Below are 19,660 nucleotides of genomic sequence, written 5' to 3' on the forward strand. Positions count from 1 at the left end.
ATGTTATGCCCTGCACACAAAATCCCGTACAGGCCCCGTCAGCACCAGCGTTGGCTACAAGGGCATCCACTGGCGGGCCCGACGGAGTTCGAATCGATCGCTCGCCGGACCCACGACGATGGCTTCCATGAACAGATTTAGAACGAAACGCTGACGTCCGAGTTCGGCCAGAAGCGGTCCATCGGTCGTGGGCGTAGGACAGCGGACGTTAGGTGCTGCTCTCGTCTTGCAGTTGACTACCCGGTAATCTATAAATTGATGTTGATGCGTGGCGCAGCACAACGTGGCGGTCATGCATCAGACTTGGGACCTGTGCGGAGACAAGACCCCGATTGGTCACCGTGCGAGCTGCGTCGGGAGATTGTGATGAGCCGTCGAGAAATTTTCGGGCGCGCCCTGGCGATTCTGGCCTTGGGCGTCGCCAGTCACCTATCCCTGGCGCAGGTGCCGCCCGATCTTGACGAAAAGCTCAAGGCGCTGGAACGAGTCGTTGACCCGTCGAGCACCGCCGCCCTATATGTGCCGCTGTTGAAGGCACAGTCTTATTCGGGAGTGCGTGTCTCGCGGGATCTGAACTACGGGCCGGCAGACAGCCAGAGGCTGGACCTGTTCGTACCCGCGACTGCGCTCCAGTCGCCGCGTGCCGTGCTGATCTTCGTGCATGGCGGCGGCTTCGTGCGCGGTGACAAACATGCGTCCGACAGCCCCTTCTACGACAACGTGATGCTATGGGCCGCGAGCCGCGGACTGATCGGCGTCAATCTCAATCACCGGATGGCACCGCAGAACTCTTGGCCAGCGGGCACCGAAGATCTGGGTCTGGCAGTGCGCTGGGTTCAGGAGAACATCGCCGCGCAGGGCGGCGACCCGAAGCGGGTCTTTCTCGTGGGTCACTCGTCCGGCGCGGTGCTCGTGGCCTCCTATGTCGCCCACCCACAGTTCTATGGACCGGTTGGCGTAGGACTGGCTGGCGCGGCGTTTCTCTCGGCGACCATCTTCGACCCCGCTACCGCCGAGATTAGCCCGGCGCTCAAGGCATATTTCGGCGACGACGTCAGCCGGTACGCGGAACGCTCGTCAGTGCCCGGACTTCAGCAGACACCGTTGCCACTCATGGTGGCAACCGCGGAACTCGATCCCGTCGCCGTGGAGCTCCAGGCGCTGCAGCTCCAGGACGCGCTCTGCAAAGCCAACCGCTGTCCAGCATTCACACGCTTCCCGGGACAGAACCACTTCTCTGAGGTTTTTTCGATCAACAGCCCCGACGATACAGTGGGCACGGGAATACTTGCGTTCATTCGCGGCGTTCGATAGCGCATGCCCCGGATGGCGATGCAGCCCACTCAGTTGGCGAAGGAAGACCCTGATTGAATCCTGTCACGATTGGCTATTCGTGACCGGTACGCAACGGGCAATGTCCAGGATGCGTTTGCCACGCCGCGTCGAACGTCAGCTTTCCGAGAGTCCATATGGCCGCAATGGGTCGATAACGGCCGTCCGCTCGCCTCAATGCAAACGTCATCCCATCGGCCAAGGCACCCCTCCCAAGATCAGCGTGACTTCCCGACAACACAGCGATTGTGGAAATGGGCGGATCGATCAGTAGAAGCCAAATAGCCATTCACCACTCGGCTGGCGAACAGCAATGTATCGTTGACGCGCGCTTTCTTCGCTTTGCGGGGATACGTAGTCGGCGAAGAATTCAAGTGCATTCGCCGATTTCCGTTTCCATCCGGCTATCCGCAGTGGAGTCAGGCACCCTGACTTGTGATATCGCATCGAATCGGCAGGCTTCATGTAGTAACTAAACGAAGAATCCGGATCTATATAGCGATTCATTCGGTTCCGGTCTGCACCGCAAGCCGCCAGTGCCACGACATTCTCGATTGCAGGCCTGGCATCGGCAATCATCCGATTGATTTCCTGCGCTTGAGCGGCAGTCATTGCGCCGGAGGTTCGTTGCCGAGTTTCCTCTGGAACGTACACCATGGTGCCTGCGGATTGACTTGCATAGCCGCCGGTAGGTCTTGCGCCCAGAGTCGCGTTAATTGTGCCGAGAGCCTGATTTACCGCCGCCAGTCCATTCATGTCTTGGCAGCCGGCTAGAAGGAGTGTCAGGGAGAGCCCAAGAACTCCCGCGATCGCTTGCTTCCTCGCGTCCATGCTTACCTCCTGCCGAGAGCCTTAGAGATTTTTTGATCGGTCTTATATTGGCTCAACGCATAGGCTGACCAGATTGCGGCTGGAATCCAGCCGATCAGCGTGAGTTGGAGAAGCAAGCAGATGATGCCAGCGAACGGGCGGCCGATCGTGAAGAATTGAAACCAGGGTAGGAAGATCGCAAGGAAGAGGCGCAACTTTTATATCCGATGGCAGGTTTAGGGATCCGCGCGCCTGTTTGGCACGACACGGCAATTCGTTGTATCGGCAGAAGCATGCGGTCCTGAACCCCCAAGAAGTTGGGGGTGGGCTTCAATGCACGCCTGCGAATCCCGAGCATCACTGGCCCGCAGGCGGAGAAAAATAAAAACCCCTGCCTCCCCTCCGATGAGGGGTTCAGCGTACACAGCCATCGTCCGTTAAAGCCGCGAAAGCCAAGCATCCGAAGCCGACCCGGGCGGAGCTCACGCTGACCAGCTTCGACATCGCGCGGGTTGTAGCCATCTCCCCTGCTGAGTAATGAACGAAAGCACCACATCAGCCAGGGGGAATTGCGCCCGGAGATACCAATAACCAAGGGAATGGAATGACAAGCTGTACAAACTGCGGCACCAGCACCCCAGCCGGCGCGCGCTTCTGCAAAACATGCGGAACGCCAGTCAAAGCCCAAGCATCGGCGGGAGCCGCTGCAGGCTGCAGCGGCTGCGGCGCTGAACTGATAGCCGGCGCAAAATTCTGCAGGAAATGCGGGACACGGCCGACGACTGTGGAAATAGGACTTGCAGACGATGCTTCGCAACATTCGATTACGCTAGTACCAGAGGCCGTGGCACCCGCCGAGGTGGTGGCCGAGCCTGCGCAGGTGGAGGCGCCACTAGTCCGCGATATAACACCAGATGCAGACCAGTTGCCTGTAGTAGAACCGGCCGAAACCATCGTCGCCCAGGAGGTCGAGCCTGAGCACATTCCTCAACCCATCGCTCCCAAGCCTGGCAACATCGAAACACCAGCCCAGGTATCGCGTCCAACAGTGGGGCAAGGTACCAACACCTCGACATCCCAAAGCGCGACAGCGCCCGCACCACGACAATCGTCGAAAGTATTGATCGCCGCCGGCATCGCCGCCGTAGTTGCTGTCGCCGGAGGAGGCCTGTTCTGGTGGTACAGCGGCAAGCAACCCACCCCGCCGGTCGACCAAGCGACGCAGGTGCAAGCCTCCCAGCCAGCATCGCCGCCTGAAACCACGATGGCAACCCAGCCGAGCGAACCCGCCCAGCCCGTCCAGCCCCCGGAACCCCCGACGCAGCCAGCACAGCCCGAGCCAAGCGCACCCGTGGCGGCCACCCTGCCCCCCGCCCCCGCGCCCGCACCGGAACCGCCCTCGCTCGCCACCACGGCGCCGGCCCTCCCCACGCCTATGCCACCGGCCAAACCCGCCAAGCCAGTAGCCCAAATCGATCCCATGGAAGCCAAGGTCGACGAGCTGCTGCGCAAGGCCAAGGGCCACATCGCCAAAGGCCAATACGATAAAGCCATCGCCACAGCCGAAAGCGTCCTGGCCATCGACGCCGGCAACCGCGCAGCCAAGACCTTGATCAGCAACGCCAAATCCAGGCAGATGGAAGCGCTGCGCTCCAACACCTCTCTCGAATAACTACCTGCAAATCATGAAACTCCAGAAGACGATTCTAGTGGCGGCCCTTGGCGCGCTGCTAGCCAGCGGCTGCGCCACCCAGGGCGGCCAGAGCGCCATCAGCAGTGAGACGGTCCTGCGCTGCGCGGCGCTTGGCGCGGGCGGTGCCATCGTCGGCGGGCTGCTCGGCGGCACCAAGGGCGCCGTGGGTGGCGCGGCCGCAGGCCTGGCTGCATGCGCGGTGATCGAGGTTGCCACGCGGCAGACCAAGACCGCGGCGGAGGTAGACCGCGAGTACATGGTGAGCAACCGCAATCGCCTGCCGCGCACGGCCGAGGTGAATGCGTACAACACCGTTGTGACGCCCAGTGGTGCGGTGAAGGCTGGCGAGGCAATCAAGCTGCAGTCGACGATCCGCGCCGTGTCTGGCACCAATGAGCAGGTTCAGGAGGTAAAGGAGATCCTGACCGTTTATGCGCCGTCCGGGGAGGAGTTCAAGCGTGGCGAGAAGATCGTCAGCTCGGCGCCGGGCAGTGGCGAGTTTGACAACAGCTTCACGCTGAAGCTGCCGGCCGGCGCGCCGCAGGGCACGTATCGCCTGAAGAGCCAGGTGGTGCTGAATGGCAAGCCTGGCATCACCCGGGAAAACCAGCTGCAGCTGGCGCAGGTGGGCGACACGCTCACCGTTGCCATGCTGGATCACTGAGTCGATCACTGCGTTGATTAATCAGGCAACCGCAGAACCAATAACAATACGGATAAATGAAGTTCATGACGACAAACGAAAAAGCTGCAGCGCCTTCCTACGCGCTGCTTCGGGCGGCCGAGGCGATTACCAACTGGCGCGCATTGGCAATGTGCGGCATGGCGGGCGTGGCAACGCTGATCGCGGGCATGCTCACCACTTATACGATCGCGCATAGCTTCTTCCTGGGGCTGTTGCTTGGCCTGGTCACGCTGGGGGTGATGCTGGTGGGGTACTCCGCCGTGGGCATCACGCTGATGCGGCAGGCGCAGGGGCACACCATCGGCTTTGTGGATGCGGTGCTGCAGGCGGTGTTCACCGCGCACCGGTTCCTTGGCGTTGGCATCTTGCTGCTGCTGGGCTACCTGGCGGTGCTGCTGGGTGCGCTGCTGATCTTCCTGCTGTGCAAGATCCCGGGCCTGGGGCCGCTGTTGTACGCGTTTGCGTTTCCGCTGGTGGCGGTGGTCATCGGCGCGACGTTCGCGGGCCTGGGGTACGTGGGCTACCCGCTGGCCGCGCCTGCTATCTGGGAGGGCAATACGGCGGTGCAGACGGTGGCGCGGCTGATGCAGATCAGCCGTCACCGGCTGCTGCAGGTGATCGTGAACATGTTCCTGCTGCTGGTGCTGGTGGCGGTGCTGTCGTTCGTGGTCTTTGGCATCCTGGGTTATGGCGCCGTGATGTCGGCGTCGCTGTCTAGCGCGGTGGGTGCCAGCCCCATGAGCTCGCTGTTGGCGATGTTCCCTGACTTCAATCCGTTCGGTCGCGGCTACGGTGGCGGCGGATTTGGCGGCGGCTATAACCGCGGTGACATGGCTGCCTTGCAGGATGGCATGGCCTACGCCAAGTCATTTGGCTTTGGTGCAGGCTTGCTGCTGACGATTGCCTTGGTGATCCCGTTCCTGACCTTTATCAACGGCACCTGCCTGATCTATCTGCAGACCGTCAACGGCATGGACTTCTCGGATTCGGAGGCGATGCTGAAGGAGCGCATGGCGCAGGCAAAGCGCCAGGCCGAGCAGGCGCGAGACCGTGCCGCGGAGCGCATGCGCGAGGCCAAGGCATCGCCGCAGGCCAAGCCTGCGGTGCCGGCGCTTGCGCAGGTTGCAGCGCCCGCAGCGGTGGCATCGGCCTGCGGCAGCTGCCATGCGCCCATGGCGGCGGATGACCTGTTCTGCGGCGAGTGCGGGGCAAAGCGGCCGGCTTGATGGCACGGCGGCGTTAGGACGGCATTAGGGCGAGCAGGTGAGGAGGCGGACGCAATGTCCACCTCCTCACCTACGACACCGTCCAATAAAATCCCAATCAAATCTGCGCTACCCCACCGTCCACGTAAAGCTCGATACCCGAGATAAAGGCACTGTCGTCCGAGGCGAGGAATACCGCGGCCTTGGCGAGGTCGTCTCCCGTGGCCAGGCGGCCCGCCGGTGTAGCGTCAATCATCGCGGCCTTGTGCTCCGGCGTCACCAGGGTGTCCAGGCCGGGAGTCTGGGTGTGGCCCGGGGCGAGTGAGTTCACGCGGATATGGCGTGGCTTCAGATCGTTTGTCCAGCTGCGGGCGAACGAGCGTATTGCAGCCTTGGTGGCGTTGTAGACCGAGAAATCGGCGTAGCCCTTGAACGAGGCAATGGATCCGGTCAGGATGACCGAGCCGCCGTCTACCAGCAGCGGTAGCGCCTTTTGCACTGTGAACAGCGTGCCGCGTACATTCACGTCGAAGGTCTTGTCGAAGTGCTGCTCCGTGATCTCCCCGAACGTACCGAATTCATAGACGCCTGCGTTGGCAAACAGCACGTCCAGGCGCCCTGCTTCTTCCTTGATCTGCGCGTAGATGCGGTCGAGGTCGTCCAGATTTGCCACGTCGCCGCGAATCGCGACTGCGCCGTGCCCGATTTCGCTGACGGCCTGATCGAGTTCGACCTGACGGCGCCCGGTGATGAAGACGCGCGCGCCTTCCGATGCGAACCGCTTGGCGGTGGCCAGGCCGATGCCTGCGCTGGCTCCGGTGATCAACGCGACTTTGCCTTCGAGCTTGTTAGCCATGATGGTTCTCCAGATCGAGTCCCTCGGGCTTTGGTGGTGCTGGCCGGAGGGGCTTCGTTAAGTGGTGCCGGTATTGGTTGCCACGGATAGAGCGTAATAACGAGGCCTGCCTGCCGGTAGCCATCTGGCGGGACTAACAGCTATTCCAGATTCGAATTGATGGTGCTCAGGGCGATATGGGGCCGTACCGCGTGCGTCGGTCTGCCGCGCTCTGCCAGCTAGAATGGGCAAGTGCGCGCGCTGCGTCCCGGACGGGCGCAGGGCGCGCACTTGCCCTGGCTTGACCCTTACAGGAGCTATCGGGAATGACCCCAGACGAACGTGCCATCCGCGACGTAGTCGACACCTGGTTCGCCGCCAGCAAGGCCGGCGATATCGCCACCGTCCTGGACCTGATGACGGACGACGTGATCTTCATGGTCGCCGGCCAGCCGCCCTTCGGCAAGAAGGCGTTCGCGGCGGCGTCGGAAGGCATGAAGAACGTCAAGATCGAGGGCGCCTACGACATCCAGGAAATCCAGGTCCTCGGCGACTGGGCTTATCTGCGCAACCATATCCGGATGACCATCACGCCGCCTGGCGGTAGCCCCGCCGTGCGCCGCTCCGGCTATACGTTGACGATCCTGCGCAAGGACGCCGACGGGCGTTGGCGGCTTGCGCGGGATGCGAATCTGCTGGCGGCGGAAACTGCAGCGACGCCGTCATGATGGCGTCGCCGGGTGAACTGCAGGGACAAGACAGTCGTTGTGCAGTGCACCAGGCAAGCCACGCTGCTACCGCGCATGGCGTTCCCGCCCTATATCGCCAATAATGGTCTAACTGCCATTGCCGGACGAGGGCGACCATGCTTTACAGTCCCGATGCCATTCGTACAGTCGCCCTGCTGGGGCACGCGGGGTGCGGCAAGACCTCGCTGGTCGAGGCGTTGCTGCACAAGGGAGGCGCGCTGCACATGCCCGGCAGCGTCGAGCGCGGCACCACGGTGTGCGATTTCGATCCCTTGGAGCGCAAATATCGCCACTCGCTCGCCACGGCGGCTGCCCACCTCCACTATCACGACACCCGTATCTACCTGCTCGACACGCCCGGCTATCCGGATTTCGCCGGCCTGTCGATAAGCGCCCTGGCGGCGGTGGAGACGGCCGCCATCGTCATCAACGCGCAGGCCGGCATCGAGATGACAACTCGGCGCATGATGGCCTGGGCGCAGGCGCGCAAGCTGTGCCGGATGATCGTGGTCAACGGCATCGACAAGGAAAAGGTGGATCTGCCCAAGCTGGTGGCGGACCTCCAGGAGGCGTTCGGCAAGGAGTGCTTGCCGATCAACCTGCCGGCGGGGCGGGCTGGCGAGGTTGTCGATTGCTTTTTCAACCCGGCGGGCGAGGCGGATTTCCTGTCGGTGGCTTCGGCGCACGAGGCGCTGGTCGATCAGGTGGTGGAGATCGATCCCAAGCTGATGGAGCTTTATCTTGAGCAGGGCGAGCAGATTGCGCCGGAGCAATTGCACGCGCCGTTCGAGCGGGCGCTGCGCGAGGGGCACCTGGTGCCGATCTGCTTCACATCGGCGACCAGCGGCACGGGCGTTCCGGAACTGCTCGACGTGATCGTGCGGTTGCTGCCTAACCCGGCCGAGGGCAATCCGCCGCTGTTCTACCGTGAAGCGGGCGAGCGCCAGGAAACGGTTCGCGCCGAGCCGGTGCCCGACAAGCATGTGCTGGCCCATGTCTTCAAGATCACGATGGACCCGTATCTGGGGAGGATGGCGGTGTTCCGCATCCACCAGGGCACGGTCACGCGTGACAGCCAGCTTTTTATCGGCAACGCCCGCCAGCCCTTCAAGGTCGCGCATCTGCTGATGCTGCAGGGCAAGGAGCGCGTTGAAGTGCCGCAGGCCGGACCCGGCGACATCTGCGCCGTGGCGAAGATCGACGAGATCGCCTTCGATGCCGTGCTGCATGATGCCAGCGAGGATGCTCACATCCACCTGGCCCCGCTCGACTTTCCCACGCCGATCTATGGCCTGGCGATCGAACCATCGCGCCGCGGCCACGAGCAGCGCCTGGCTGAGGTGCTGCAGAAGCTGAGCGCGGAAGACCCCTGCCTGCGCATCGAGCATCCGGCCGGCACCAATGAGACCGTTGTGCTTGGCCTGGGCGAGCTGCAGCTGCGCTGCGCGCTGGAGCGCCTGACGGAGCAGTACAAGCTGGAGGTGGTGACGCGGCCGCCGAAGATTGCTTATCGCGAGACCATTGGCGGCAAGGCCGAGGGGCATCATCGCCACAAGAAGCAGACGGGGGTGCCGGCCAGTTCGGCGAGGTGCAGCTGCGCGTTGAGCCGCTGCCACGCGGCACCGGCTTTGAGTTTGTCGATGCGGTCAAGGGCGGCGCGATTCCGGGCCAGTTCATTCCCGCTGTGGAAAAGGGTATCCGCCAGGTCCTGGAGAGTGGGCCGCTGGCGGGCTTTCCGATGCAGGACGTGCGCGTCACCGTGTACGACGGCAAGAGCCATTCGGTCGATTCGAAGGAAGTGGCGTTCGCGGCCGCGGGGCGCAAGGCCTTTATCGAGGCCGTGCTCAAGGCGCGGCCGAGCGTGCTGGAGCCGATCGTGGATATCGAGGTGACGATGCCCGAAGCGGCAATGGGCGACATCATCAGCGACCTCTCCGCCAAGCGCGGCCAAGTGCGTGGCACGCGTACCGCGGCAGGCAACAGCGTTCTCGTGACAGGACAGGTGCCGCTGTCGGAGCTCAACGACTATCAGTCGCGCCTGAACAGCATCACTGGCGGTCATGGCAACTACACGATCCAGCTCAGTCACTACGAAGCCGTGCCGCCCGCACAACAGCAGCAGATGGCGTCGCAGCACAAGGCGCATGGGGACAGCGCGGACTGATGGGATGCCTGGATGCGGGGGTGCCGGGTTGCGAATGGCGATGAAGACCGCTGGACTTGTGCTATGGCTCGGCGCTCTTCTGCCTTCCCCTGCCCTTGCGGCTCTGCAGGATCAGTTTCTGTATTTCCCTGTCAAGGCGGAGTTGCCAGAGCTGGTTGCTGGCGGGCTAAGGGCCTGGCCGTCTTCGCAAGACTTCAAGGGGTTGGTTGCCGAGCCCGCCGGGCCGGTGCGTGCCACTGCGATTGTTTTCCATGGCAATGCCGGACATGCCGGCAACCGTAAGGCTTACGCCGCAGCGCTGGCGCCCTTGGGCCTGCGCGTGATTCTCGCCGAGTACCCCGGCTACGGACCGCGCCCGGGACCGTTGGGCGAAGCCAGCCTTGTGGCGGATGCAGAGCAGATCATCGCGCAGGCCTATTGCCAATATGGCGCGCCGCTGCTCGTGATCGGCGAATCGCTGGGGGCCGGCGTTGCGGCCGCGGCCGGAGCGCGCCAGCGGGACAAGACAGCAGGCCTGATGCTGATCACGCCATGGGACACGCTGCAGCATGTTGCCGGCTACCACTATCCCTGGCTGCCGGTGTCGTGGCTGCTGCGGGACCGCTACGACAGCGCGGCCCACCTGGCGTTGTTCGACCGGCCCGTGGTCGTGGTAGTTGCCGAGCGCGACAGCATCGTCCCGGCGCGCTTTGGCGTGGCATTGCATAAGGGGCTGGTAGCGCCTCGGCAATTGCGCGTAGTGCCTGGTGCCGAGCACAACGATTGGTTCGAGCGAGTGGACGATGGCTGGTGGCGCGATGCCCTTCGCTTCTTGCTCAAGGGTTCGGATTGAGTCGCGGCCGCCCCGACTTCCAATGCATGTCGACCGCAACAACTTGTGATCGACACGATGCCTGGCAACAAGACCCTTCGCGCATGGGCAAGCACCACCTCCCCCACCAGAAGCATGGCGCGCGCGGAGCCGAATTCCGTCATGCGCTGAAGCTTGCATTCGAACCCACACCGGGTTCGGTTCATATTTCCTCGTGCGCGGATCCATGTGGCTGCAGCGCCTTGCCCCCGACGGCGAAACTTCTGTCCCATCTTCGTGTCGTTTACTTGCACAACGCGCAACCCGCAATGACATAGGACGATCGACCGATGACTATTGCAATCCTCATCGCCCACCCCTGGTTCGGCACATGGGTGGCGGCCCTGATCGCCGTCGTCGTCGCGCTGCTGGCGCATCGCCTCGGCGGGCTGCTGCTGATGCGTATTACCCGGCCCGCCCCAGTGCTGCATGTGATGGTGAGGAAAGCGCGCGCCCCGGCTGAGGTGGTCTTGCCCTGCTGGCGCTGCAGACAGTCTGGCAGGCAGCGCCAGACAATCTACCCTGGATCGACAGCGTGCGCCATCTCAACGGCCTGTTAATCATTGCCGCAACCACCTGGCTTGTGGTGCGCATCATTGCCGGCTTTGCGCAGGGTATATTGGATCGGCACCCCGTGGACGTGGAAGACAACATGAATGCGCGGCGCATCCACACGCAAACACGCGTTCTCTCGCGCACTGCGATGACGCTAGCCGTGGTGATGGGTGCGGCGATGCTGCTCATGACCTTTCCGGGGGCGCGACAAGTCGGCGCCAGCCTGTTGGCCTCGGCAGGCGTGGTTGGCCTGATCGCTGGCTTGGCAGCCAAGCCCGTGTTCAGCAACCTGATCGCCGGGCTGCAACTCGCCCTGACGCAGCCTATCCGGCTCGATGACGTACTCATCGTCGAAGGTGAGTGGGGTCGCGTGGAAGAGATTACCGGCACGTACGTCGTGCTCCGGATATGGGACGAGCGTCGTCTCATCATCCCGCTGCAGTACTTCATCGAGAAGCCCTTCCAGAACTGGACCCGCAACAATGCCCAGATCATGGGGTCCGTGTTCTTCCACGTCGACTACGGTATGCCGCTGGCTGCGCTGCGCACGGAACTAGAGCGCATCGTGCGCGCAGCGCCACAGTGGGACCAGCGCTTCTTCAATCTGGTGGTCACCGAAGCCACGGAGCGGACGATGCAGATACGCGTACTGTGCACCGCGGCCTCGTCTGGCCAGGCATGGGACCTGCGCTGCATCGTGCGCGAAGGGCTGATCGACTTCATGCAGCGCGAATTCCCGCAGTTCCTGCCACGGCTGCGCATTGACGACGACGGTGGCGCGCCGCCGGGAAACACGCCGTCGCCCGCCTGAGCCGCCGAAGCGCTCCCACTTCCAGCATGAGCAGATCCTTGCCGGCCTGCTGCGCCTGACCTATACATGTAGCAAATTCGGCCTCACCTTCCCTCACTAGCTGTGACCACAGCACCGCAATCGTGCGCAAGTGCTCATGTTCGGCCGCTGGTCAAGGAGCGCGCGTCATGAATGCAGCCCATCTATTTGCCAGCCTTGCCCTCTTCGGCATGACGATTGTGGCGCCCCTCAACGCACACGCAGAGGGCGTTCCCATTGCGCCTGGCGCCCAAAGTGCCGGACAATTCGGTACGGTGCGCTTTCCGACCTCTTGCACGCCGGCAGCGCAAGGCCGGTTCGAGCGTGCGGTGGCAATCCTGCACTCCTTCGATTACTCGAGGACGGTCCCTGCGTTCAAGGCCGTGTTGGAAGCCGATCCTCAATGTGCCATCGCTTACTGGGGAATCGCCATCGCCCAGCGGCCCAACCCGCTGGTCGGTCCCTACGATGAAGCAACCCTGAAACGCGGATTGGAAGCGGTGCGGCAAGGGCTCGCCCTTGGTCCTAAAACTGAGCGTGAGAGTGATTGGTTGCGGGCCATTGAGTGGTTTTACAAGGACTACGACAAGGTCAGCCAGCCGGACAGGACACTTGCCTACGAACAGGCGATGGGCCGACTGTCAGCGAAGTACCCGCAGGACACCGAAGCCGCTATCTTCTACGCACTGGCGCTGAATGAAGCGGCGTTGCACAGCGACAAGACCTACGCCAAGCAACGCAAGGCGGGCGCGATTCTCGAGCGGATTTACAGTAGTCAGCCGAATCACCCGGGCATTGCTCACTATTTGATTCACAGCTATGACTGCACCGCGCTGGCGCAGCGTGGGCTGCCATTTGCGCAAAAATATGCGGCTATCGCGCCGGACGCACCGCACGCCCTGCATATGCCCTCACATACGTACTCGATGCTTGGCATGTGGGCCGAGTCGGTCCAATCGAACGAGCGTGCGCTCGATGTCATGGTCCAGGTCGCTGCGAAGGCATGGCCGGGGGCGACGCATCCTGGTGCGCCGCACTCATGGGACTTCATGGAATACGCATATCTGCAGATGGGCCAGGACAAGCATGCGGTCGAAGTACGAGACCAGGCGGGGGTCGTGCGTAAGTTTCCCATCGACCCGCTAACAGTACAAACCGCCCTTGCCGCCATACCGGCGCGATATGCGCTCGAGCGCGGTGCCTGGAAAGAAGCAGCGGCACTTGAGCCCAGAGGTAGCCGCTTCCCGCAGGCGGAGGCAATCACCTATTTTGCCCGCGCACTTGGGTCCGCACGCAGCGGCGATGCTGCGGGCGCCCAGGCAAACATCGACAAGCTGAGGGAATTGCGCTCCTTGCTCGAAAAGGCCAATCAACCTTATTGGGTGGCCCAGACCGAGGCGCAGATCCTGGCCACGTCCGCGTGGGCAGCCCTTGCCGAAGGGAAAGATCAGGAGGCCCTCTCCCTCATGGGCAAGGCAGCCAATCTCGAGGACGCGAGTGAGAAGGACGTTGCCATGGAGAATCGTCTCTATCCGATGCGGGAATTGCTGGGCGAGTTGCTCATCGAATTGAAGCAACCGAAGGCTGCCTCCAGGGAGTTCGAAGCGTCCCTGCGATCTGCCCCGAATAGATTGCGCAGCCTATACGGTGCTGCGAAAGCGGCGCACATGGCCAAGGACGATGTCACTGCCGCCCGGTACTTCGATAAGCTTGTCATCCTGACGGCGGACGCGGACACGGAACGGCCTGAAATCCAGGAAGCACGACACTACAGAGAGAAGGCGAAATCGGCAAGCATCAACTAGAACAAGACGACGCCCTGAGATGGCGAGACAGACGGAATCCCAGCCAGTCCCGGCCGGCCGGCGGTCGCATCCAGATACTGGTAACCGCCGGATGCCTCCCCCGGGCGAGGCCTCAAGGCGCTGCAAGCCGGCTACCCCCGGACGCGGCTTGATTCCGCCACTAAAGCGTGGCGCAAGCCTGACTGCCAGGCCTATCCTCGATATTCGGCCACACCAATGCCTCGAATTGATCAGGCGGAACCGGCTCGGAATACAAGAATCCCTGGGCAAAATCACAACCCACCTTGATGAGAAAATCGCGTTGCTCTGTCGTCTCCACCCCCTCGGCAATGACTTTGATTCCCAGTTTGTGAGCTAGCATGACCATTGCCTCGCAAAGCGCCTGATTGTCGCCGTCAAAGCCGAGGTTCTGTACGAATGAACGGTCGATCTTGAGGTAGTCGATGTCAAAGCGCTTGAGATAGGCCAGGGACGAGTAACCGGTGCCGAAGTCGTCGATCGAGATCCGAATCCCCGCATCACGGAAGGTCAGCAGTTTCTCGTTCAGTTCGGCGTCCAGTAACAGCCCCTCGGTGATTTCAATCGCAACGCTCTGCCCCGGCATCCCTTCCCGAATGAGATATTCGGACCATTGAATACAAACCAGGCTTTCCTGGCGAATCTGCATCGGTGACATGTTGACACTGATCTGGAAGCACGGATGGAATCGGCCGCGCCATTGACGGGCCTGGTGCACGGCCTCTTTGAACACCCAATCCCCTATCGGAACGATGAGCCCGGTGTCTTCGGTCAACGGAATGAAATCCAGCGGGCTGATCGTGCCGCGTTCGGGGTGCTGCCAGCGGATCAGTGCCTCGGCCTTGTAGATTTCCCCAGTCGCCAGGTCGACGATGGGCTGGTAGTAGACCCGGAACTGTCCGCCAGGCAAGGCGGCACGTAGATCGCTGGTGAGACGCAGGCGCTTTTCCGCCGCCACCCGCAAGTCGGGCGTGAAGTGGCTGAAGCGGTTGCGCCCGGCGTTCTTGGCCGCATACATGGCCTGGTCGGCATTCTTGAAAAGGACATCAAGCTCGCTGGCGTCGTCGGGGAAAAGCGTGACGCCGACGCTGGCGGAAATGAAGGCCTCATCCGCACCGAGCTTGAAAGGTTCGGCCAGCTTGTGAATGATGGTCTTGGCGATCCGTTCAATGCTTTCGGTGTCGTCCAGGTTAGGCAGGATGACGGTGAACTCGTCGCCGCCAAGACGAGCGACAATGTCCGATTCGCGCACGCACGAAATGATTCGCCTGGCGGCCTCGATCAGCAGGATGTCGCCTGTGTCGTGTCCCAAGGAGTCATTGACCTCTTTGAACCGATCCAGGTCAATCAGCATCAAGGCCATGCGCTGCCGTGAGCGATGCGATATCCTGGCTTCATGCTCGAGACGGCTATGAAACATCTGGCGATTCGGAAGATGGGTCAGCGCATCGAAATTGGCCTGTTTCCAGATCGTCGCCTCGAATGCCATCCGATCCGATAAATCACGACCGACAGCCAGCACCGAGTTCACGCTGCCAGACTGGTCAATCTCTGGCGTCAGGCGGATATGGGTGCAATGTTCCTGTCCGTCCCTGCTGACCCATCTCAACTCAAGTTGCGCACTTCTTCCACTTGAAATGGTTTCGGCTATTTTCTTCTCGTAGATCAGCGCGTTGGCGCCGCCGAGGATCTCTGAGGGCCGCTTGCCCAGCGATTCGTCGAGGCTGCACCCCGCCGAGGCACAGAAAGCGGGATTGGCGTATGTGCGGCGGAGGTCCCGGCCGTAGCGGGTGATCGTGTCCGGAGAGTTCTCAATCAACGTTCGCGACTCCTGCTCCCTGGTGACGAGTTCCGCTGTTCGCTCGATGACAGTCTGCTCAAGGGAGGCGTTGATCTCGTTGATCTTCTGGATCTTCTGCTTGATCGCCGCACTCATTCGTTCAAAACGCTGCGCGAGCCTGCCTAGTTCATCCTTGCCGCCTGCACCGGTGTGCTCTTGCGCAAGCGCCTCTTCCTCGGCTCCTGCATCGTTGCCAGTATCGTGCATCTTTCGCACCAGTTCCTTGAGCGGTGCCGAAATGCTGTGGGATATGAAGTAGGCCAGGAAGATCGAAAGCAGGAACCCCGAGATGCCAACCAGAACGATCTCGTTGCGCGCGGACTGAGCCTCTGCGGTCAGCTTCTTCTCCGGGATTGTGCTGACCACGACCCATGTCGTGCCGGGAATCCTTGTGTACGCGGCAAGGTAGCGCCCTCCGCGCTTGCCCTCGAAGTCGACGAAACCACCCTGCGCCTCATTTGGTGCGTTGTTAGCGATCTTGTTGATCAGGCCAGGTTCGGCCGTCCCGCCTGTGTTCGTGGAGGTGCCGTCGGCACGGACTATCACCTTGGTGTTGCTGGCATCGAGCACGTAGATTTCCGTTCCACTCCCCAAGGCGACGTCATTGAGAATCGTCGAGAAGTGCTCGGGGCGAATTTCCAGAACCAGATTGCCGATCTGCAGATTGTTGCTCTTGCCGATGATGGCACGCACCATCCCGAGGTTTTGTTGTCCAACGCCGTTGTCGTAACTGCCCCAGTAAGGGCGGCCATTATGATCGGGAGCCTGCTTGACCAGGCGCATGACACCCCGAGTCAGTTGCGCGAACGCCTGGGTGTCCATGATCCGGTTGTGCTTGTCGAGCAGATATTTCTGGTTGATGAAGTCAGCCGATCCGTAGTGCTGCAGGAGCAGCCGGGTCATCTCCTGGCGCGCCTCGCTCTGCTCCTTTGCACTGCCGTTTGCGACGCTTGTCAGCGCGCCCTGGACTCGGTCAGAGAGTACAAGGAGGCTGCTTTCCGTCTCGATCTGCTCCATCCGCAACAAGATGTTCTTGGATACCTGCTTGACCACCTCTTTCGAGAATATCTCCGCTTTCTCCTTGATCGCTGCGGTCGACTCCACATACGATATGTAGCCCGAAACAAGTATCGGTATCAGAGAAAGCAGGATGAACGCGGTCATCAGCCGGTAACGAATTTCGACACGGCGCAGCAGGTCCAGCGAGAGGTATGCGAAAGCGCTTCGCAGCGAGCCTATGATGGATCTCATTTGTAATGCATCTTGGCTTCATTCTTGACGGACTCGTCGAGGAGTCTTGCGGCCTGTCTGGGCGTGATTTTCCTGATCAGCACATCCTGCATCAATCGATGAAGCCGCTCGATTGAGTTGGAGGGTAGAACCGAATAGTACGGGCTGGCGGTCACGGGATAGCGACTGACCAGGTTGGTGTAGTCCACAATCTTCTGATCGCTCACAAGCGTTCCCGCGACCTGCTTGAATTGGGGGATGTTCTGGCGTTTTCTTTGGATAATGGAGAATCCCTCCCCGGTGATGAATTCGAGAAAACGCATTGCTGCGGCCTTGTTGGGCGTCTCACCCACCGCAAACCCGGTTTCGCTGCCGATCACAGGCACCACCCGTTTGCCGGGCGCATTCCAGGGCGGAATAAACACGCCAACCTCGAAGGGGTTGCCGTGCAGCAAAAGGCCGGCTGCCCAGCTGCCGTGAAAGGCCATCGCGACCTTGCCCTCCTTGAACAGCCGTATGCCTTCATCGTAGTCCGTGGCCATGAATGCTTCTTGTACGAAACCACGTTGCGCCATCAGCAAAATCCTGACAAAGATATCGGCTACCTGGGGCGTGTTCAAATCCAGCGTGCCATCGCCGATTTTCTGCTTCCAGGCTGGCTCGCGAGCCACCACATTGTTGGCAAAGCCAAAGCTGAAGGGACCGTTGCCAAGCATGTTCGGGAAGCCGCCGTTCCACATGATGGGTGTAAAGGCCGCAAGCTTGAGTTGCTCGCAAACCATCAGGAATTCGTGGAAATTGGCCGGCAGTTCCTTGATCCCGGCCTTCGCGAACATGTCCTTGTTGTAGTAGATCAGCGTCGTGGCCACTCCGCCGGATATGCCAAAACGCCTGGATTGCCGGCTGGTCCAGTCCGCCTTGAGCGGGGCGAGCATGTTGTTCCATGCCGATGTGGCGCCCACGTCTGCCAGGATGCCTTGATCGGCCAATTCCGCCGCATAGGCGTTCGGGTTGACGCTCACCAGATCCGGCAAGTTGCCAGAGGCGATCCGGGGCTTGATATTTTCTTCGACCGAATTGCCAATCATGAACTGCACATTCACGCGTATGTCCGGATTGCGCTTGCTGAATTCGGCAGCAATCTGGAGCATCTCCTCCGGCCAGTCTGGAGCCCATATCAACGCTGTAATGGAGGTCTTTGCCGGTACGGTCGCGCTCGAAGAAGCGTTGTCTTGTTGTTGACAGCCACACAAAGACAAAAGAATGAGGCTGACGAGGCCAGCTAGCAGGGAGGCAAAGTTGATTCGTCGCGCCTGGAGATTCACTTTTCGGTTCCGGGATGGATTGGCCGTGCTTAGCAGGCACTTTTGACGCGCCAGGAATCGAACCGTTGGAACTTGAACTGACTGCCAAACACAACATAGGTGCGCAGCCAACCCACATCGGGAAACGCTGACGACGGCTGGGGCGCATGTGTTTGGCCATGACGGCGGATTAGGCGAATTGAACGGGGCGGTGCCTACACAGCATATCGACAACAATCGCAAATACTTTACCGGGCAAACGTGAATTTCCTCGCCATGACGAGGGGTTGCCGACATCAATGTGTGTCCCGGGCCCGTTGTAGATCTCTCCATGCGGCGACCATGCACTGGATGGCGACGCGCCGACGACACGTGATGGCAAGTCGCGGTTTATACGTCAGAGCAGCAAAGCATGGATTGGAGTTGAGCCAAGGCATCGTCGCCCGGGCCGGCAATGAGACGGTCGCTGCAGGGCGCACCGACCGGCAGCGGGCAAGCGCCCGGCCTGTTCTCCGCCTGAGGGAAATCAGGTGGCCCGTCCTAAGAAGGCGATGCCATATTCGGATGACCGAAACGCCGCCTGGCGGCAACCGTCATAGCGGCACCGCCCGGTGGCCGCGCCGGCCCGCATTGCACGGGCCGGGCGCCAGCCCGGGGAGCGGCCTCTTTGCGTCAATACCGAACGCGACTTGCGCTGACCAGAGGCAACGCTTGCGTCGCCTGTCCGTCGACCGTGGCGCCGGCGAAGATAAAACTCGGCGAAAGATTGGTGTTGATGTCCGCGGGGAAGTTGAGCGCGGGCTTCGACACCGCGTCGAGCGTCGCGATCTGCGCGGCGGTGAGCTTGATGTCCAGCGCACTCAAGTTGGCCCGCAGTTGATCGATACGCCGGGCGCCGACGAGCGTCGAGGCCACGCCGCGCCGGTTGTGAACCCATGCTAGGGCGACCGCGGCGGGGCTCACCTGAAGTTCGGCCGCGACCGCTCCCAGCACGTCGATCACCGGAAACTCCTCGTCGCCCGGCATGCCGACAAGCGCCGCACGGTCGGACGTCACGGCTTTTATGTTTTCCCGTGTGTATTTGCCCGACAACCATCCGTTCTTCAGCGGACTCCACGGCATGACACCGATGCCGAATTCTTCGGCCATCGGTATCAGATCGCCTTCGGCCGTTCGCTCCAGCAGCGAATACTCCACTTGCATCGCAATGATCCGGTTCCAGCCGCGAAACTGCGCCACGGTCTGCGCTTGCGCGACCTTCCAGGCCGGTGTGTCGGAGATCCCGATGTAGCGGATCTTGCCGGAGGCGACCAGGTCGTCGAGCGCGCGCATCGTCTCGTCGATCGGCGTGTTCCTATCCCAGTTGTGAATCCAGTAAAGGTCTAGGTAATCAGTCTGCAGGCGGCGTAGCGACGCTTCACATTGCTCGACCATCGCCTTGCGTCCGGCACCTCCGCCATTCGGATCGCCAACATGCAGGTTGCCGACAAACTTCGTCGCAATGACGCTGCGATGGCGGCGGTCCTTGCGCGCCGCAAAGAAGTCCCCGATGATTTTTTCCGAGTGCCCTAGCGTATAGATGTTGGCCGTATCAATGAAATTTCCGCCGCGCTCCAGGTACTCTGAAAGCATGGCCTCGGATTCGGCGGGGCTCGCGCCCCAACCCCAGTCTTCGCCGAAGGTCATCGTCCCGAGACAGAAAGGGCTAACGCGCAGACCAGAGGATCCGAGTGTGACGTATGCATCAAGCGACATA

13 protein-coding genes and 3 pseudogenes are annotated in these 19,660 nt (G+C 61.6%); 10 read left to right on the forward strand and 6 right to left on the reverse strand.

Annotation, left to right across the window (positions count from 1 at the left end; all coding sequences use genetic code 11):
* The first annotated feature begins 366 nt into the window (after positions 1-366).
* A complete protein-coding gene (locus OMK73_RS23435; RefSeq protein ID WP_267604133.1) occupies positions 367-1,314 on the forward strand; it encodes an alpha/beta hydrolase in 948 nt (315 codons plus the stop codon).
* 285 nt (positions 1,315-1,599) lie between these two features.
* On the opposite strand, the gene OMK73_RS23440 is transcribed toward OMK73_RS23435, so the two are convergent.
* A complete protein-coding gene (locus OMK73_RS23440; RefSeq protein ID WP_267604134.1) occupies positions 1,600-2,163 on the reverse strand; it encodes a hypothetical protein in 564 nt (187 codons plus the stop codon).
* 2 nt (positions 2,164-2,165) lie between these two features.
* Positions 2,166-2,357, reverse strand: coding sequence for a YqaE/Pmp3 family membrane protein (locus OMK73_RS23445; protein WP_267604135.1), 192 nt, complete (start codon positions 2,355-2,357; stop codon positions 2,166-2,168).
* Between the two features lie 389 nt (positions 2,358-2,746).
* Here OMK73_RS23445 and OMK73_RS39340 point away from each other — a divergent pair.
* The 4 genes and pseudogenes from OMK73_RS39340 to OMK73_RS23460 all read left to right on the forward strand — a co-directional run.
* A pseudogene (locus tag OMK73_RS39340) lies at positions 2,747-2,899 on the forward strand (double zinc ribbon domain-containing protein); the annotation flags it as partial.
* Positions 2,900-2,986: 87 nt separating this feature from the next.
* Complete coding sequence (locus tag OMK73_RS23450; protein ID WP_267604136.1) at positions 2,987-3,814, forward strand: hypothetical protein; 828 nt, start codon at positions 2,987-2,989, stop codon at positions 3,812-3,814.
* A gap of 13 nt (positions 3,815-3,827) precedes the next feature.
* A complete protein-coding gene (locus tag OMK73_RS23455; protein WP_267604138.1) occupies positions 3,828-4,499 on the forward strand; it encodes a hypothetical protein in 672 nt (223 codons plus the stop codon).
* A gap of 65 nt (positions 4,500-4,564) precedes the next feature.
* Complete coding sequence (locus tag OMK73_RS23460; protein ID WP_267604139.1) at positions 4,565-5,746, forward strand: DUF883 domain-containing protein; 1,182 nt, start codon at positions 4,565-4,567, stop codon at positions 5,744-5,746.
* Positions 5,747-5,843: 97 nt separating this feature from the next.
* Here the strand turns inward: OMK73_RS23460 and OMK73_RS23465 are convergent, their stop codons facing one another.
* Positions 5,844-6,581: an SDR family NAD(P)-dependent oxidoreductase gene (locus OMK73_RS23465; protein ID WP_267604140.1), complete on the reverse strand. Its 738-nt coding sequence runs from the start codon at positions 6,579-6,581 to the stop codon at positions 5,844-5,846.
* Between the two features lie 305 nt (positions 6,582-6,886).
* Between OMK73_RS23465 and OMK73_RS23470 the strand changes: the two genes are divergently transcribed.
* From OMK73_RS23470 to OMK73_RS23490, 5 genes and pseudogenes are all read left to right on the forward strand, one after another.
* A complete protein-coding gene (locus OMK73_RS23470) occupies positions 6,887-7,288 on the forward strand; it encodes an SgcJ/EcaC family oxidoreductase (protein ID WP_267604141.1) in 402 nt (133 codons plus the stop codon).
* A 137-nt stretch (positions 7,289-7,425) separates the two neighbouring features.
* Positions 7,426-9,473: pseudogene (gene fusA, locus OMK73_RS23475) on the forward strand (elongation factor G).
* Between the two features lie 40 nt (positions 9,474-9,513).
* Positions 9,514-10,305 (forward strand): alpha/beta hydrolase, encoded by a 792-nt coding sequence (locus tag OMK73_RS23480; RefSeq protein WP_267604142.1) that lies wholly within the window; start codon positions 9,514-9,516, stop codon positions 10,303-10,305.
* Positions 10,306-10,613: 308 nt separating this feature from the next.
* A pseudogene (locus OMK73_RS23485) lies at positions 10,614-11,689 on the forward strand (mechanosensitive ion channel family protein).
* Positions 11,690-11,856: 167 nt separating this feature from the next.
* Complete coding sequence (locus OMK73_RS23490) at positions 11,857-13,512, forward strand: hypothetical protein (protein WP_267604143.1); 1,656 nt, start codon at positions 11,857-11,859, stop codon at positions 13,510-13,512.
* Between the two features lie 160 nt (positions 13,513-13,672).
* Here OMK73_RS23490 and OMK73_RS23495 read toward each other — a convergent pair whose 3' ends face one another.
* From OMK73_RS23495 to OMK73_RS23505, 3 genes are all read right to left on the reverse strand, one after another.
* Entirely contained in the window at positions 13,673-16,621 is a 2,949-nt protein-coding gene (locus OMK73_RS23495; RefSeq protein WP_267604144.1) for an EAL domain-containing protein, read from the reverse strand.
* On the reverse strand, positions 16,618-17,853 hold the full coding sequence (locus OMK73_RS23500) for an ABC transporter substrate-binding protein (RefSeq protein WP_267606487.1): 1,236 nt from the start codon (positions 17,851-17,853) through the stop codon (positions 16,618-16,620). The genes OMK73_RS23495 and OMK73_RS23500 overlap by 4 nt, the downstream gene beginning before the upstream one ends.
* Positions 17,854-18,576: 723 nt before the next feature.
* The gene (locus OMK73_RS23505; protein ID WP_267604145.1) at positions 18,577-19,590 is read right to left on the reverse strand and encodes an aldo/keto reductase; all 1,014 of its coding nucleotides are present in this window, start codon (positions 19,588-19,590) and stop codon (positions 18,577-18,579) included.
* Positions 19,591-19,660 lie beyond the last annotated feature (70 nt).

The organism is Cupriavidus sp. D39, from assembly GCF_026627925.1.
Taxonomy (GTDB): Bacteria; Pseudomonadota; Gammaproteobacteria; order Burkholderiales; family Burkholderiaceae; genus Cupriavidus; species Cupriavidus ulmosensis.